Source organism: Aquisalinus flavus (assembly GCF_014640095.1).
Lineage (GTDB): Bacteria > Pseudomonadota > Alphaproteobacteria > Caulobacterales > Parvularculaceae > Aquisalinus > Aquisalinus flavus.
In genome coordinates this window covers 1,538,081-1,553,418 of the sequence record NZ_BMGH01000001.1, presented here as the reverse complement: position 1 = coordinate 1,553,418, position 15,338 = coordinate 1,538,081, and the positions used below count along the sequence as shown (strand labels likewise).

The following is a 15,338-nucleotide window of genomic DNA, read 5'->3' as shown; positions in this document are numbered from 1 at the left end:
CCGATGCGCGCAACGGCCTAGTCGGCCATCATCTGGTCACGCAGGGCGCGAAACTCATTGCCCTCATACCAGTTTGGCTGAATGTCCGAATACGCCATATAGGCGCCGGTGTCGCGGAGCACTTCCAGCGTGCTGACGATGCCGCTGAGGTCCCAGTCCGGCGAATATTCGTCAGACGGCGCGTGATAATGGTTCTCGGTGTAGTCGTCGCTGAAGACGCGGCCGGCGTCCTCGCCACCCTCGACAAGGTCGATACCGCTATCGGCATAGAGCATCGGCACGCCCTTCTTGGCGAGGGAGATGTGGTCGGAGCGATAGAAATAGCCGGCCTGCGGGTTGGCGTCGGGTCGCAGATACATGTTCCGGTTCGCGCCAGCGGCTTCAAGCAGGGCTTCCAGTTCGGAGGCGCCATAACCGATGACGACGAGATCCCTCGCCGGCGGCGTGGGGAGCAGCGCGTCGATATTCACCCCGCCGACGATCGCGTCGAGCGGGACGATCGGATAGTCCGCCATATAGGCAGAGCCAAGCAGCCCGGATTCTTCCGCTGTCACGGCAACGAAGAGCAGCGAGCGTTCGGGCGCGGTTTCGGCAGCCGCAAAGCTGCGGGCAATCTCGACGATACCAACGGTGCCGGTGGCATTATCGACGGCACCGTTATAGATCGCATCCTCGTCCGGTTCAGCGTCGGCGATGCGGCCGATATGATCCCAGTGGGCCATGTAGAGGACGTACTCATCCGGCATCTCGCTGCCCGGCAGGATCGCCGCGACATTGGCAGAATTGCTGCGCGAAATGGTGTTGGCGATCTTGCCGCTGGCCGACAGCCCGGTCATGGGCACGGGGGCAAAATCTGCCGTCAGCGCGGAAGCCGCCTGTTCGGCAAAATCCAGCCCGGCGCTGGCGAACAGCTCGGTCGCGACATCCTCGGTGATCCACGCTTCCATGTCGGCGCGGTTGCCGGCATCCGGGCGCTGCAGGTCGATCTGCGGGCCGCTCCAGGAGCCTTCGACCACGCCCCAACCATAGGAGGCGGGCGCGGTCTGGTGCACGATGATCGCCGCATCGGCGCCCTGGCGCGCGGCCTCCTCGAACTTGTAGGTCCAGCGGCCGTAATAGGTCATCGCCTTGCCGTTGAACATGTCCTCGTCTTCCAGATAGAAGCCGGGATCATTGATCAGCATGACGACCGTCTTGCCCTCGGCGTCGATGCCCTCATAGTCGTTCCAGCCATATTCCGGCGCGACGATGCCGAAGCCGACAAAGACCATGTCGCTGTCATCGAAGGTGACGTTCTCGACGACATTCTTGGTCCAGAACACGGTCTCGGCGCCATAGGCAAGCGTGCGCGAGGCGCCGTCATCCTCGTTGATGGTCAGATAGGACTGGCGCGGATCGGCGGTGATCTCGACCAGCGGCACGTCCTGTCGATAGCTGTCGCCCAGCGCCGGTTCCAGGCCGATGTCGCTGAACTGCTGTTCCAGCCAGGCGACTGTCTTCTGGCCGCCCGGCGTGGCCGGGGCGCGGCCTTCGAACGCGTCAGAGGCGAGGGTTGCGATCCCGCTTCTCAGGGCCTCTGTATCGATCGCGGGCAGGGACGGGATGGCGGGTATGTCGAAGGAGGCTGACGCCATTTGCGGGTTCGCATCGCCCTCTGCGGTAACCGGCATGGCCGCATCGGAGACCGGGGCTTCCAGTTCGGCTCCGCCATTTTCAGGCGGCGGTGTGTCTTCGGTACAGGCAGCAACCGCCAACACCGAGATGGCGGCCAGTGCGCCGGCTTTGGTAAGGATGGTTCTGGTCATATGTCAGGCTCCCTGATCAAGTCGTTTGGTTCTGGTGATCTCGACCCCGGCGGCCTCCGCTTCCTCGATCGCCTCGGGCTTTTCTACCCGCACTTTAACAGACAGGCTCATGGGATGGGCAAGACATTCAGCCGCGATCCGTTCGGCCAGTGTTTCGACCAGCCTGATATGGCCGTCGGCGAGGATTTCCCGGATTGTCTCGACCAGCCGGTTGTAGCAGACAACGTCTTCGAGACTGTCGGAGACCGGATCGGCAGGCTCCTGGACCTCGACCTCGAGGCTGATCACCACCGGCTGGGTCCGGCCCATCTCGCTATCATAGGCACCGATATTGGCGTCGAGCTTCAGGCCACGCACGAAAATCGTTCGATGCGGGGCACCTTCACCCTGGCGCGGATGGAGGGCGCGCAGCGTGTCGGTCTGGCTTGTCTGTTTCAAAAGGCAGTTCCTATTCGTTTACGGTCACGTCCGGCGTTTCCCACGCCAGGTGCTGGCCCCCGTCGACGGCGATCATCTGGCCCGTTACGGCGCGGGAGTCGACCAGATAAATCAGGGCGGCGGCGATATCGTGCGGGTCCGGCCCCTTGCGCAGGATCAGCGCATCGTTCTGGGCCTGCCAGTCCGCATCCGACTGGCGGGCGTTCTTCAGCGTCGGACCCGGCCCGATGGCATTCACGCGGATGCCCCTGGGGCCGAGGTCCTGAGCCAGCGTCCGGGTCGCCGTCCACAGGGCGGATTTGGACAGGGTATAGGAGAAAAAGCGTGGCGTCAGGGCCCATACTCGCTGGTCGATGATGTTGGCGATCATGTTGTTGCAGCCGTGCTCTGCCTGCCCGGCAAAGGCCTTGGCGAGCAGCATTGGCGCCAGAAGATTGGCATTCATATGAGCGTGCCAGCCATCGAGACTGAAGTCGCCGAGGCTGTCATTTTCAAACAGGGAGGCGTTGTTGACGAGCAGGCTCAGGGGACCCATCGCCCTGCTGACTGCCGGCACCAGATCCGATGTCTTGTCAGCATCCGTGAGGTCGCCCTGGAAGGTCTGCGCCTTTCCGCCGGCCGATTCTATCAGGGATGCCGTTTCGGATGCAGGGCCTTCTGAGGAATTATAGTGAACCGCGACGTCGAAGCCTGCCTTCGCCAGCGCCACGCAAAGCGCCCGCCCGACCCGCACGCCCCCGCCGGTGACGAGGGCAGTGCCCCGTGATGCGGAATTGCTTGGTGTGTTGCCGTCGCTCATGGGCGTCTCGCAAGGTCAGACGATGCCGGCATTGATACCGAGGAACATGATATAGGCGACATAACCAGCGGCCATGACCGCGCCCAGAAGCCTTGTGATGGTGCCGCGGGCATAGATCAGAATTGCCAGGACGAGCGCGGCGACAGCCATCACCGGCATATCGATGAAGCGCATCTCGAACGGGAAAAAGGATGGTGTGGCGCCCGGCGCGACCGAGGCAATACCGGCTGCGCCGCCTACAAAGAGAATGTTGAAGATGTTCGAGCCGACGATATTGCCGACCGCGACATCGGCATGTTTCTTCACGGCGGCGGCAACCACTGTCGCCAGTTCCGGCAGCGAGGTGCCGAAGGCGACGATGGTCAGCCCGATCAGTTCCTCGCGGATGCCGAGCGTGCTGGCAAGCGCCGAACCATTGTCGATCAGCAGATGCGCACCGATCGGCAGGCCGACGAGACCGAGGATCAGGAACAGGGGCGTCTTCCACGCACTGCCGCTTGTCTCGCTATATTCCTCGATATCATCGAGCAGGGCCTCTTCGCTGCTGTCACCCTTCATGGCGTGGACACCGACATAGGCAATATAGGCAAGGATCATCGCCATGAGGATCAGACCCCAGACCAACGCCAGAATGCCGGAGTAGAAGGCCATGAAAATGAACGCGGCGGTGGCAACAAGCATGACTGTCGCATGACGCCGCAACCCTTTCAGATGCAGGGCCATCGGCGTGATCACGGCGGGCAGGCCAAGTACGAGCAGGATGTTGGCGATGTTCGAGCCGATGATATTGCCCATCGCGATACCGTTATCGCCGCCATTGAGCACATCCTGAAGCGAGACGACGAATTCCGGTGCCGACGTGCCGAAGGCGACGATCGTCAGCGAGATCAGCAGGGTCGGAATTTTGAGCTGGGTTGCCAGATTGACAGCGCCGCGTACCAGCAGGTCACCCGCAACCAGCAGGATGAGAAGGCCGACGACGATAAAACCGATCTGAATAAGCATGCCTGGCTAAATCTCCCGCGTGATGGTCAGTCTGGTCCACTCGACGATCAGTCGACGGCGTTCTTTTCCAGCTTGTTGAGCACGGCAAAGGACAGGATGAACAGGCTGATCACCACCAACGGCGCGATGTTGAGCACGAAGAACGCAATTGTCAGGGCGATGAGAACGACAATGAGAGCCATGTGTTATCTCCGGAAGATAGGAATGTAAGCGCCGTATATAGGCTGCCCCGTTTGCGGCGTCACCCTTAAATTGGGGCGGTTTTCCTATTGCGTCGCACCATATACACTCGTGGCGGCAAAACGGAGCGCGTCGCCGCCGGTTACTCCCGTACTTGCGTTGATCGGGCGGGCTGCGATAAGCGCAACCAATTACCAGGCTGACCCGAGGGGGCATTAAATGGCTTATACCTGCATCGAAACCAAAACCGATGACCGCGTTTTCATCATCACGCTGAACCGGCCCAAGGCGCTCAATGCGCTGAACCTGCAGCTGATGGACGAATTGACGGATGCCCTGAAGAAGGGGGACAAGGACCCGCAGATCGGGGCGATGATCATTACCGGCTCCGAAAAGGCGTTCGCGGCGGGGGCCGACATCAAGGAGATGGCGGACAAGTCCTATATGGACGCCTACAAGAACGACTTCATTACGGCAAACTGGGAGCAGGCCGCCAAGTGCCGCAAGCCGGTGATCGCGGCGGTGGCGGGCTATGCGCTGGGCGGCGGCTGTGAACTCGCGATGATGTGCGATTTCATCATCGCGGCCGACAATGCGAAATTCGGCCAGCCGGAGATCAGCATCGGCGCCATCCCGGGCGCAGGCGGCACCCAGCGCCTGACCCGCTTCATCGGCAAGTCGAAGGCGATGGAGATGTGTCTGACGGGCCGCATGATGAACGCCGATGAAGCCGAACGCTGCGGGCTGGTCTCGCGCATCGTCCCCGTCGCCGACCTGATGCAGGACGCGCTGGAGACGGCGCGCAAGATCGCGGGATTCTCAGCGCCGTCGGTAATGATGTGCAAGGAAGCGGTGAACCGGTCGTATGAGACGAGCCTTGCCGAAGGCATGCTGTTCGAGCGCCGGACCTTCCACTCGGTCTTTGCCACGGAAGACCAGAAAGAGGGCATGGCAGCCTTCATCGAGAAGCGCAAGCCGGGCTTCAAGAACGCGTAGAGGGACCGGCTCACGAGCCGTGAGATTGTCCCGCAGGGACTGCCAGCTAGATCAAGGGGTTGAATGGAAAACCTAATCATGAGCTTTGCCCTGATCGGGGTGATCGGGGTCGGTGCGCAATGGTTTGCCTGGCGGCTGAACCTGCCGGCGATCGTATTGATGTCGCTTGCCGGCCTGCTGGTCGGCCCGGTGCTCGGCCTGATCAGCCCCGAAGAGGATTTCGGCGAGTTCTACAGCCCGATCATCGCGGTCGCTGTGGCGGTGATCCTGTTCGAGGGCGGTCTCTCGCTGAAATTCGAGGAGATCAAGGGCTCTGTCGGCAGCGCCGTGCTGCGTCTCGTCATACCCGGTGTGTTCATCGCCTGGATCCTGGGCTCGCTGGCCGCTTACTACCTCGCCGGACTGTCCTGGACCGTCTCGATCCTGTTCGCCGGCATCATGGTGGTGACAGGCCCGACGGTGATCATGCCTCTGCTGCGCCAGGCGCGTCTCGCCCAGAAACCGGCCGCGCTGTTGAAGTGGGAAGGTATCATCAACGACCCGATCGGCGCCGTCCTGGCCGTCGGCGTCTATGAATATATCAGCCTTCAGCAAGGCGGCTATTCCGGGGCCGAGGCAGTCGGCAGCGTCTTCCTCGGTACGATCCTTGCCGTCGGCTGGGGCATTATCCTCGGCCGGATGATCGTCATCGCCTTTATCCGGGGCTGGGTGCCTGAATATCTCAAGCCGCCCGTGCTGCTGACCACCGTGCTGGTCGGGTTCGAGGTCGCCAACCTGTTGCAGGAAGAGGCGGGACTGCTCGCCGTCACCGCCATGGGTGTCACCATCGCCAACTCCAAGCTGCCATCCATCAACCAGATCCGGCACTTCAAGGAAAACATCGCTGTCCTGTTCGTCTCCGGCGTGTTCGTCATCCTCACGGCCAACCTGACCTGGGACACGATTTCGGCAGCGTTGAACTGGCAGACTCTGGCCTTCGTGTCCGCAATGATCTTCATCGTCCGGCCGGTCACCATCATCCTGTCTCTGCTCGGCACCGACCTGAAATGGTCGGAGCGCTTACTGGTCGCGTGGATCGCGCCGCGGGGGATTGTCGCCGTTGCCGTTTCCGGTTTCTTCGCCGGTGTCCTGGTGGACCTTGGCATGCCCGACGGAGAGCAGATGATCCCGCTCGCCTTCGCCATGGTTTTTGCGACTGTCGTCATCCATGGCTTCACCATTACACCGCTGGCGAAAATGCTGAATCTGGCGTCTTCTTCCAAGCCCGGCTTTCTCATCGTCGGCTCGACCACATGGTCGGTGGCGCTGGCAAAGAAGTTGATGGATCTTGGCAAGCATGTGGTTATCGCCGACGATAGCTGGCGGGCGCTCAGGCCGGCCCGTCAGGCCGGGGTGCCGACCTATTATGGCGAGATCCTGTCGGAGGTGACCGAACACCATCTCGACCTCAACCAGTTCGGCTTCCTGCTCGCTGTGGGCGGCAACGAGGCTCATAACTCCCTTGTCTGTACCGACCTCGCCCCGGAAATGGGCCGGGCCGTGATCTTCCAGGTCTCGACAAGGGCGAAGGAGGACAATGAGCGCCGCTCTTTGTCCTATGCCCTGCAGGGCCGCACGCTGTTTGCCAGCCGCACCGGCCTCGATGAATTGTTGCGCCGCCATTATGCCGGCTGGGTGTTCCAGGTGACCCGCCTGTCGGAGGAATATCCGCCCGAGCGCTATCTCAAGGATCTTGGCGAAGGCGAGCCGATGATGATGATCCGCAAGGAACAGATATTCATTGCTTCCGGCGACAGTCCGCTAAAGCCGGAAGCCGGCGATACGATCCTCGCCTATGTGCCGCCTGAGGCGTTGAAGGTGCGGGCCGAGCCGGAGAATGACGAGGAGAGCTCACGGGACGAAAAGGGTGAGATCGAACGCAAGAAGGAAGAGGCGCTCAATCATCTGCCGAATGACGGAAAACCGGAAACGCCCTGATCATCAGCGCGCTGGTCATCAAGGACCTTCGTCAAGGGCAGGAGCCGCCACTTTGTCCCGGGCTTCTGGCACGCTAAGAAAATATTAACCTCGCGGTAAGTGTTGCGGTGATAGCCCTTTAACGAAGGTGAACGCAATGCTGCCCACTCGTCGTCTTGCCCGGTCCGGCGGCTCCCTGCTGGATGACTATATCGACCGCTACAGCGATGCGCTGGCGCGGCGGAGGGCCAATATTACCCTGCGGGCAGCCAAGATCGAGGCAGAACTGGCCTACCGGTCTCGCGGCGATTTCCTCGCCAATATGAACCACGAGCTGCGCACACCGCTGAACGCCATTGTCGGTTTTGCGACGATGATGAAGGACGCCAAGCGATACGGCCTGAGCGAACAGCAGACGAGCGAATATCTCGACTATATCCTGCAATCGGCTGACCTGCTGCTCGGCCATATCAACACATTGCTGGAGCTTGCTGCGGCCGAAAGCGGCGGTGCCAGGCTGAACCAGCAGGCAACGCCGGTCCTCGACATTCTCGAGGAAGTCGTGAATCGCCTGAAGCCGATGGCCGAGGGCGCCGATGTCACCCTGTCGCTGAGCGTCGATGACGACCTGCCGGACATTTTCATCGACCCTGACAAGGTGATCACCGCCATCTCGCACCTGGTCGAGAATGCGATCACCTATTGCGATGCTGGCGGCGAGACGAAAGTCATCGCCCGCATGGGCCGCAAGCAGGACAACCGCAACTGGGTCTATCTGGCGGTACAGGACAATGGTATCGGCATGACTCCGCAGGAACTCGACAGGGCGCTGCGCATATTCGAGCAGGTACATCAGGGCCTCGACCGCAAATATGAGGGGGTCGGCATCGGCTTGCCGATCGCCAAGTCTTTTATCGAACTCAACGGGGGACGGTTCAGCGTGAAGAGCATGAAAGGATCCGGCACGACCGTGCGCATGGCCCTGCCGGCCGGGGAGCTGTCGATGATGACCGGCGAGCCGGCCGCCAGTGCGATGCCGGCGAGGATGGCGGGCTAGATGAGCGAACAGGCGCAGGCACGGCCGGCACCGGGCACGGAGCGTCCGCGCGAGGAAACCGTGACGAGTTTCCGCCGGATCGCGGATGAGCAGCTGCGCATGCGTATCGGCAAGGTCGTCTCGGTCAGCGGCTCGCGGGTCCTGATGATGATCGACCTGCCGGAGGATCATGAAGCCGAACACATGCCACGCATCGGCGACGCGGTCTGTCTCGAGACGGGCAGGGCGGATATCGTTGCGAGCGTGGCGGGCTTGAGCGCACCTGCCGCCGGCATTGGCGAGGAGGAGGGCAATGTCCTGATCGCAGAGCTCGGCATTATCGGCGAGTTTCGTGTCGGTGAAGCCGGCGCGCGCCTGTTCCGCCGCGGCATCACGGCCTATCCCTCGCTCGGCGATATCGCGGCCTCGCTGACGCTGGAGGACAAGTCGGTACTCTATGGCACCCGCAACGAGAATTATTACCGCGTGGGCGAGATGAGCGATGGCTCGGCCCTGCCGGCAGTGATTGACGCGCGGGCGCTGCTCGACAGCAATTTCGCGATCATTGGCATGAGCGGGGCCGGCAAGACATGTGCTGCCGCCTCAATCGTGCGGACGCTGATCCAGAACCGGCACCCCTGCCGGACGGTGGTGATCGACCTCAACAATGAGTACACGAACTGTTTCGGCAAGGTCGCCAACGTCATGCGGCTCGGCTCTGGCTCGCTGTCGCACTGGATGCTGACCTTTCGCGAACTGGTCCACATGATCATGGCGAGTGCCGGGCGGCTGAGCGAAGCCGAGCTGGAATTGCTCGGCGAGGCAGTCTGCGCCGCCCGCCGGCGCTATCTCCAGGCGAATCCGAGCAGCTATGTGCGCGAGGGGACAGAGCTTTCCACCGTCAATGTCGACATGCCGCTGCCTTACCGGTTCAGCGATGTGGTCGGCTATCTCGACCGTAGTGCGCATACGGACCAGCGCTATGACGGCGAGACCTTCCGGCGCCTGCGCACGCGGCTCGTCACCGTCGCCAAGGACCCGCATTTCAAGACCTTCCTGTCGAGTGCCGGAGCGCAGGATTCCCTTGCGGCTTTCCTGTCAAAGCTGCTGCGCATCCCGGTCGAGGGCAAGCCGGTCACCGTGCTCCAGCTCGCCGACCAGTCACAGGATGTGACCGAAGTCGTCGTTTCCGCTGTTACCCGCTACATGCAGCTCGTGGCCAGTGCGACTGAACAGTCAACGCCCTTCCTGTTGCTGCTTGAGGAGGCGCATCGATTCCTGCCGGCTGATACCGGCGATGCCAGCCTGTCGAGCCGCACCCTCGGAAAGATCATCGAGAAGAGCGGCAAGAACAACGTCAGTATCGGCATGATCACGTCGCAGCCGCGCTCTCTCAGCCGGAAGGCCTGGGAATATTGCAACACTCTCTTTGCCATGCGCATGGCGAGCGCCAGTGACAAGGACTATTTGCACGAAGTCACGCCGGAAAGCGCGACCGACACGCTGTCGTCGGTCGGCGTTCTCGGCAATGGCGAGGCTGCAGCCGTGGGGCAGGGCGCACCCGTGCCGATGCGATTCCGATTCCGCCGCTTGCCCGATGCAAGCCTGCCGTCTGAAAGCCGCAGCCGCCGGGTCAGCAGCGACGGGCTTGCGTCACTGAACCGCAGCGCGGACAAGGACGCGCTTCAGGACGTCCTCGACCAGTGGCGCTATGGCGTCGGCGCGCGAGACTAGATCAGACTGCATTCAGTGGACTGCTTTGAATACAGAAGAGTTGACCGTTTCCATGGCGCTGGAGCGGCCCCTAATCGTCCATGGTGATGACGATCTTGCCGGTCGCCTCGCGCTTCTCCAGCATTTCCAGCGCCTTGGCAGCGTCCTTCAGGGTGAACCGCTCGGTGATGCGCGGCTTGATCTTGCCATCCTTGTACAGAGCGAACAGCTCCTCGACATTCTTCGCATGGGATTTCGGATCGCGCATCACGCCCGCGCCCCAGAACACGCCAACGATCTGGCAGCTTTTCAGCAGGGTCAGGTTCAGCGGGATCGAGGGAATGCCAGCGGGGAAACCAACGACGAGAAAGCGCCCTTCCCAGGCCAGCGCCCGCAGGGCGGGTTCGGCATAGGCACCGCCGACCGCATCATAGACGACATCGACGCCGTCGCCGCCGGCCATGGTCTTGATCTGGCGCGACAGGTCTTTCGAGTTGTCCTTGTTCAATTCGGTGTCGTAGACGATGGTCTCGTCCGCGCCTATTTGCTTGCAGAATTCCGCCTTGGAATGGGAGGAGACACCGGCGATGACGCGGGCGCCCATGGCCTTGCCCAGTTCGATCGCGGCCGACCCGACGCCGCCCGACGCGCCGGAGATGAACAGGCTCTCGCCTGCCTGCAGATGGGCGCGGTCCTTCAGGGCGTAGTAGGACGTGCCATAGGTCATCATGAAGGCCGCAGCCTCCTCGAACGGCATGTCGCCGGGCAGGGGCAGGAGACCCGTCTCGTGGGCAATGGCATGGGTCGCGTAACCGCCCTGCTGCGTGAGCAGTGCGAAAACCCGGTCGCCCTCCTTGAACCGTGTCACGCCTTCGCCAACCCGCTCTACGACGCCCGCTACCTCGCTTCCGGGCGCAAAGGGCCGCGGTGGCTTGAACTGATAGAGATCGCGGATGACAAGTGTGTCGGGGAAATTGGCGCTGGCGGCCCTGACTGCAATCAGCACCTCTCCCTGGCCGGGGACGGGCGTCACCATCTCTCGCAATTCCAGGGTTTCAGGGCCACCGGGCTTGTCGCTGATCAGGGCTTTCATATGCGTTTCCTCCTTGCGGTTTGTGGCAATTGTTAGCAGGCTCAACCAGAATAAAAACAACACGACGCAGTTGGAGGAAGATCGGTGGCGGTGGAAGAAAACCTGAAAGGGCGCAGCAAGGGCTATCGCTATTACGTGCTGCTGCTGCTCACACTGGTCTATGCCTTCAACTTCATCGACCGCCAGATCCTCGGTATTCTCGCCCCCTATATCCAGGCCGATCTCGGCCTCGATGACGGCCAGATCGGCCTGCTGGCCGGTTTTTTCTTCGCCCTGTTCTATACGGTCGTCGGCATTCCGATTGCGCTGCTGGCGGACCGGTTCAACCGCGTGAATATCGTCGCCGTGTCGCTGGCGGTCTGGAGCGGGTTTACCGCAGTGTCCGGTCTCGCGGTCAATTACCTGCAGCTCGCGCTCGCCCGGGCCGGTGTCGGCATTGGCGAGGCCGGTGGCTCGCCGCCATCTCACTCGATGATCTCCGACCTGTTCAGCAAGGAAGAGCGGGGCACGGCGCTTGGCATCTATTCCCTCGGCATACCGCTCGGGATCATGGCGGCCTACTTCGCATCGGCTGCGTTGCTCGGCCAGCCTAATCTCGACTGGCGGACCGTGTTCATCGCCGTTGGCCTCCCCGGCGTAGTGCTGGCTGTCATCCTGCGCCTGACGGTGCGGGAGCCAAAACGCGGCGCGATGGATGTGGCTGACGCGGCGGTGCCGCAGCAGCCATTGGGCAAATCCATCGGCCAGCTGTTATCCGTGCCGTCCTGGTGGGGCATGTGTTTCGGTATTTCCTTCTCTTCCTTTGGTGCCTATGCGCTCGGCGCGTTTATCATCATCTATCTGGGCCGGACATTCCCGGAGGTGCCGCTGCCGCGCGTGCTGGTCATCTTCGGCATTCTGAACGGTATCGCCTATGCCGGCGGGACGTTCATCGGTGGCATCGTCGCCGACCGGTGGGGGCGCAGGACGAAGGCCGGCTACGCCTGGGCACCTGCCGTCGCCTTGCTGATCGGCGCACCCTGCCTGATACTGGCCTTCTGGGTGCAGAGCTTTGCCATGGCGATGACGCTGACCGCGGTCTATCTGTTCCTGTCGGGCTTCTATCTCGGGCCGTCCTTTTCCATCGCCCAGACGCTCGCGCCGATCCGGGTACGGGCGATGTCGACGGCGCTGTTTTTCTTCATTCTCAACCTTGTCGCTCTCGGCGGCGGGCCGACCTATGTCGGCTGGGTATCCACCATGCTGACAGAGGCCCATGGCGCCGAACAGGCGCTGCGCCTGTCGATGACGTCGCTGGCCGTTCCCTACGCCATCGGCATCATCGCCTTTATATGGACAGGCACGCGGTTGCCGAAAGACTGGGAGCGGACACAGGCGCGCAATGCCGGGCTTGACTTGGCCCGCTGATGTCGCGCACAGCGTTGCGATGGAACTAGATTTTGACACGATTGCCGAGCTGACAAGGGGGGCAGCCCGCGTCTCGCTGGTCCTTTTTTGTGCAGCCTTCGTGACCGAAGCGCTGCCGCTGAATATCGCGAACAAGCGCCGGTCGTGGTGGCCTTTCATCATCGCCGAGGGCCTGCATCTCGCCTTGCTCTTCGTCTATTTCATCGTCGCCTGGCGATTGCCGGGGCCATGGTATGCGTGGCCGGTCTATGGTTGGGCGCTGGTCAGCTATTCCTGGGTGATCATTACCGTCATCAGCCGCTGGGGACGGGGACGGGGGCTGGCCGTGCCGGTCTATATCACCTGGTATATCTGGATGCTATTCGCCGGGGCGCATCTGATCCATATCGCCGGACCGCAGCAGGCGGCGTCGATAAACTGGGTTCTGCTCGGGATTACGCTTGCCGCCGGGGTGCTGCGCATTGTCCTGATGCTAAAACAACGCTAGCACAGGGCTCGCCAAGCGGGCCTTCTCGCCCCTGAACAACACTGCCTGTGAGATTCCATGACCAAGCGCATCCTGATCACGTCCGCCCTGCCATACATCAACGGCATCAAGCATCTCGGCAATCTCGTCGGCTCCATGCTGCCAGCCGATGTCTATGCGCGGTTCGAGCGGGCGCGGGGCAACGACGTGCTCTATATCTGCGCTACCGACGAGCATGGCACACCGGCCGAGCTTGCCGCCCGCGCTGCCGGACAGTCCGTCGAGGAATATTGCGCCGAACAGCACGAGATCCAGAAGACAGCAGGCGAGGCCTTCGGCCTGTCATACGATCATTTCGGCCGCTCGTCTGACCCGTCCAATCACAAGCTGACCCAGTATTTCGCCCATGTCCTGGAAGAAAACGGCCTGATCGAGGAGCGTGCTGACGAGCAGGTCTATTCGGTCACCGATGAGCGCTTCCTGCCGGACCGCTATGTCGAGGGTACATGCCCCCATTGCGGGTTTGAAAAGGCGCGCGGCGACCAGTGCGATAATTGCGGCAATCTGCTCGACCCGGTCGACCTGATCGAGCCCTATTCGGCGATATCCGGCTCACGCGATATCGAGGTGCGCGAGACGCGGCATCTCTATCTGTTGCAGTCCAAGCTGCAGGAAAAGATTGCCTCGTGGGTCGACGGTCAGCAGCGCTGGCCCTCTCTGACGAAATCCATCGCCAAGAAGTGGCTCAACGAGGGCCTGCGCGACCGGTCGATTACCCGCGACCTGAAATGGGGCGTACCCGTCGCGTATAATGGTACGCCGCGGCCGGGGTTCGAGAACAAGGTCTTCTATGTATGGTTCGACGCGCCGATCGAGTATATCGCGGCAACCGAGGAGTGGGCGAAAAAGTCGGGCGAGGACTGGCAGAGCTGGTGGCGTACCGACAAGGGCGCTGACGAGGTCACTTATGTGCAATTCATGGGCAAGGACAATGTCGCCTTCCACACGGTCTCCTTTCCGTGCACGCTGCTGGGCACCGAAGAGCCGTGGAAGACGGTCGATACGCTGAAGAGCCTCAACTGGCTGACCTGGTATGGCGGCAAGTTCTCGACCTCGCAGGGCCGGGGCATCTTCATGGATCAGGCACTGGAGCTCTTGCCTGCCGATACGTGGCGCTGGTATCTGATGGCCAATGCGCCGGAGAGCGATGACACGTCCTTCACGCTGGAAAGCTTCGCTGGGTCGGTAAACAAGGACCTCGCCGACGTGCTCGGCAATTTCGTCAACCGCATTACGCGTTTTTGCAATTCCAAGTTCGGGCTGGAAGTCCCCGCTGGCGGCACGGCGGGCGCGGCCGAACACGCGCTCTATGCCGAGATTGACAGGCGGCTTCCGGCCTATACGGAGTATCTGGCGCAGATGGAATTCCGCAAGGCGTTCGCCGAGCTGCGGGCGATGTGGGTGTCGGGCAATGAATATCTGCAGGTCGCCGCGCCATGGACAGCCTACAAGACCGATCCGGAACAGGCCGCTGTCGGCGTTCGCACGGGGCTGAACCTGATCCGCCTGTTCGGCGTTCTGTCCCAGCCGGTCATCCCGTTCATGTCAGCCAGGATCATGGCAATCTTCGGCGAGACCGAACCCTACCCCGCCTGGCCGGAAGGCAAGGCGGTTGATATTCTCTCGACGGTAAAGCCCGGCACGGCGTTTGAGCTACCGGAAGTGCTGGTGACCAAGGTCGAGGACACGCAGATCGAGGAATGGAAAGACCGCTTCAAGGCGCCTTGAGAAGGTGCCAGAGTTTCATTTGCGTGCGGCCTTGCTGCGCGGCATGATGGCCGGGACGCAGGCCTGAGATAGCTTGCCAGTCTCGACCTATTCGAGGAAACACCATGATCAGCCCCGACCATATCCGCCTGATGGCGGTCTATAACAAGTGGCAGAACGAGTCTCTGCTTGGTGCGGCTGACGGGCTGAGTGAGATGGAACGCCGCCTCGATCGGGGGGCCTTCTTCCGCTCCATCCACGAGACGCTGAACCATATTCTGTGGGCTGACCAGATATGGATGAGCCGGCTGGCCGGGACCCCCGCACCGAAAGCGCCGGGCATTCCGGCATCTGTGAGCCAGATCGATGGCTGGGATGCGTTGAAGGCGGCGCGGGTTGATTTCGACAGACAGATGATCGACTGGTCTCGCACCGTCTCCCCCGCCGACCTTGAGGGAGATCTCAGCTGGTATTCCGGTGCGGCGAAGCGTGAAATTTCCAAGGCGCGCTGGGTTCTCATCACCCACATGTTCAACCATGGCACCCACCATCGCGGGCAGGTCCACGCGATGCTCACCGCCGCCGGCGCGAAACCTGACGATACGGATATTCCGTTCATGCCGCAGGCTTATTCCGACATGCTGAAACAGGCGTGAGACGGGTACAATTTTAGTAAA

At 61.8% G+C, this 15,338-nt stretch carries 14 protein-coding genes; 8 read left to right on the top strand and 6 right to left on the bottom strand.

Annotated elements, in window-relative coordinates; translation table 11 throughout:
- Positions 1 to 17: 17 nt before the first annotated feature.
- The 5 genes from IEV88_RS07220 to IEV88_RS15315 are packed head-to-tail and all read right to left on the bottom strand — an operon-like array spanning position 18 to position 4,229.
- Positions 18 to 1,805: a M28 family metallopeptidase gene (locus tag IEV88_RS07220; RefSeq protein WP_188159083.1), complete on the bottom strand. Its 1,788-nt coding sequence runs from the start codon at positions 1,803 to 1,805 to the stop codon at positions 18 to 20.
- A gap of 3 nt (positions 1,806 to 1,808) precedes the next feature.
- The gene (gene folB / locus IEV88_RS07215) at positions 1,809 to 2,243 is read right to left on the bottom strand and encodes a dihydroneopterin aldolase (protein WP_206711257.1); all 435 of its coding nucleotides are present in this window, start codon (positions 2,241 to 2,243) and stop codon (positions 1,809 to 1,811) included.
- Positions 2,244 to 2,253: 10 nt separating this feature from the next.
- Positions 2,254 to 3,042: an SDR family oxidoreductase gene (locus IEV88_RS07210; protein ID WP_188159084.1), complete on the bottom strand. Its 789-nt coding sequence runs from the start codon at positions 3,040 to 3,042 to the stop codon at positions 2,254 to 2,256.
- Between the two features lie 15 nt (positions 3,043 to 3,057).
- Complete coding sequence (locus tag IEV88_RS07205; protein ID WP_188159085.1) at positions 3,058 to 4,047, bottom strand: calcium/sodium antiporter; 990 nt, start codon at positions 4,045 to 4,047, stop codon at positions 3,058 to 3,060.
- A 47-nt stretch (positions 4,048 to 4,094) separates the two neighbouring features.
- Positions 4,095 to 4,229 (bottom strand): hypothetical protein, encoded by a 135-nt coding sequence (locus IEV88_RS15315; RefSeq protein WP_268235249.1) that lies wholly within the window; start codon positions 4,227 to 4,229, stop codon positions 4,095 to 4,097.
- 217 nt (positions 4,230 to 4,446) lie between these two features.
- Here IEV88_RS15315 and IEV88_RS07200 point away from each other — a divergent pair, with 217 nt between their 5' ends.
- The 4 genes from IEV88_RS07200 to IEV88_RS07185 all read left to right on the top strand — a co-directional run bounded on the left by IEV88_RS07200 (position 4,447) and on the right by IEV88_RS07185 (position 9,949).
- A complete protein-coding gene (locus tag IEV88_RS07200; RefSeq protein WP_188159086.1) occupies positions 4,447 to 5,223 on the top strand; it encodes an enoyl-CoA hydratase in 777 nt (258 codons plus the stop codon).
- 78 nt (positions 5,224 to 5,301) lie between these two features.
- Entirely contained in the window at positions 5,302 to 7,200 is a 1,899-nt protein-coding gene (locus tag IEV88_RS07195; protein ID WP_229731432.1) for a cation:proton antiporter, read from the top strand.
- Between the two features lie 136 nt (positions 7,201 to 7,336).
- The gene (locus tag IEV88_RS07190; RefSeq protein WP_188159088.1) at positions 7,337 to 8,236 is read left to right on the top strand and encodes a sensor histidine kinase; all 900 of its coding nucleotides are present in this window, start codon (positions 7,337 to 7,339) and stop codon (positions 8,234 to 8,236) included.
- Positions 8,237 to 9,949, top strand: a complete 1,713-nt coding sequence (locus IEV88_RS07185) for an ATP-binding protein (protein ID WP_188159089.1) — start codon at positions 8,237 to 8,239, stop codon at positions 9,947 to 9,949.
- A gap of 70 nt (positions 9,950 to 10,019) precedes the next feature.
- Here IEV88_RS07185 and IEV88_RS07180 read toward each other — a convergent pair whose 3' ends face one another.
- Positions 10,020 to 11,021: an NADPH:quinone oxidoreductase family protein gene (locus tag IEV88_RS07180; RefSeq protein ID WP_188159090.1), complete on the bottom strand. Its 1,002-nt coding sequence runs from the start codon at positions 11,019 to 11,021 to the stop codon at positions 10,020 to 10,022.
- Between the two features lie 84 nt (positions 11,022 to 11,105).
- Between IEV88_RS07180 and IEV88_RS07175 the strand changes: the two genes are divergently transcribed.
- The 4 genes from IEV88_RS07175 to IEV88_RS07160 all read left to right on the top strand — a co-directional run bounded on the left by IEV88_RS07175 (position 11,106) and on the right by IEV88_RS07160 (position 15,317).
- Positions 11,106 to 12,428, top strand: coding sequence for a spinster family MFS transporter (locus tag IEV88_RS07175; protein WP_188159091.1), 1,323 nt, complete (start codon positions 11,106 to 11,108; stop codon positions 12,426 to 12,428).
- 19 nt (positions 12,429 to 12,447) lie between these two features.
- Complete coding sequence (locus tag IEV88_RS07170; protein WP_188159092.1) at positions 12,448 to 12,915, top strand: hypothetical protein; 468 nt, start codon at positions 12,448 to 12,450, stop codon at positions 12,913 to 12,915.
- A gap of 57 nt (positions 12,916 to 12,972) precedes the next feature.
- Positions 12,973 to 14,682: a methionine--tRNA ligase gene (gene metG, locus IEV88_RS07165; protein WP_188159093.1), complete on the top strand. Its 1,710-nt coding sequence runs from the start codon at positions 12,973 to 12,975 to the stop codon at positions 14,680 to 14,682.
- A 104-nt stretch (positions 14,683 to 14,786) separates the two neighbouring features.
- Complete coding sequence (locus tag IEV88_RS07160) at positions 14,787 to 15,317, top strand: DinB family protein (RefSeq protein ID WP_188159094.1); 531 nt, start codon at positions 14,787 to 14,789, stop codon at positions 15,315 to 15,317.
- Positions 15,318 to 15,338 lie beyond the last annotated feature (21 nt).

Bases quoted from the DNA above. Each gene is read 5' to 3' on its own strand.
- IEV88_RS07200 (WP_188159086.1), top strand. From the start codon at position 4,447: ATGGCTTATACCTGCATCGAAACCAAAACCGATGACCGCGTTTTCATC.
- IEV88_RS15315 (WP_268235249.1), bottom strand. From the start codon at position 4,229: ATGGCTCTCATTGTCGTTCTCATCGCCCTGACAATTGCGTTCTTCGTG.
- IEV88_RS07180 (WP_188159090.1), bottom strand. From the start codon at position 11,021: ATGAAAGCCCTGATCAGCGACAAGCCCGGTGGCCCTGAAACCCTGGAA.
- IEV88_RS07195 (WP_229731432.1), top strand. From the start codon at position 5,302: ATGAGCTTTGCCCTGATCGGGGTGATCGGGGTCGGTGCGCAATGGTTT.
- IEV88_RS07185 (WP_188159089.1), top strand. From the start codon at position 8,237: ATGAGCGAACAGGCGCAGGCACGGCCGGCACCGGGCACGGAGCGTCCG.
- IEV88_RS07190 (WP_188159088.1), top strand. From the start codon at position 7,337: ATGCTGCCCACTCGTCGTCTTGCCCGGTCCGGCGGCTCCCTGCTGGAT.
- IEV88_RS07170 (WP_188159092.1), top strand. From the start codon at position 12,448: ATGGAACTAGATTTTGACACGATTGCCGAGCTGACAAGGGGGGCAGCC.
- IEV88_RS07220 (WP_188159083.1), bottom strand. From the start codon at position 1,805: ATGACCAGAACCATCCTTACCAAAGCCGGCGCACTGGCCGCCATCTCG.
- IEV88_RS07210 (WP_188159084.1), bottom strand. From the start codon at position 3,042: ATGAGCGACGGCAACACACCAAGCAATTCCGCATCACGGGGCACTGCC.
- IEV88_RS07205 (WP_188159085.1), bottom strand. From the start codon at position 4,047: ATGCTTATTCAGATCGGTTTTATCGTCGTCGGCCTTCTCATCCTGCTG.
- IEV88_RS07160 (WP_188159094.1), top strand. From the start codon at position 14,787: ATGATCAGCCCCGACCATATCCGCCTGATGGCGGTCTATAACAAGTGG.
- metG (WP_188159093.1), top strand. From the start codon at position 12,973: ATGACCAAGCGCATCCTGATCACGTCCGCCCTGCCATACATCAACGGC.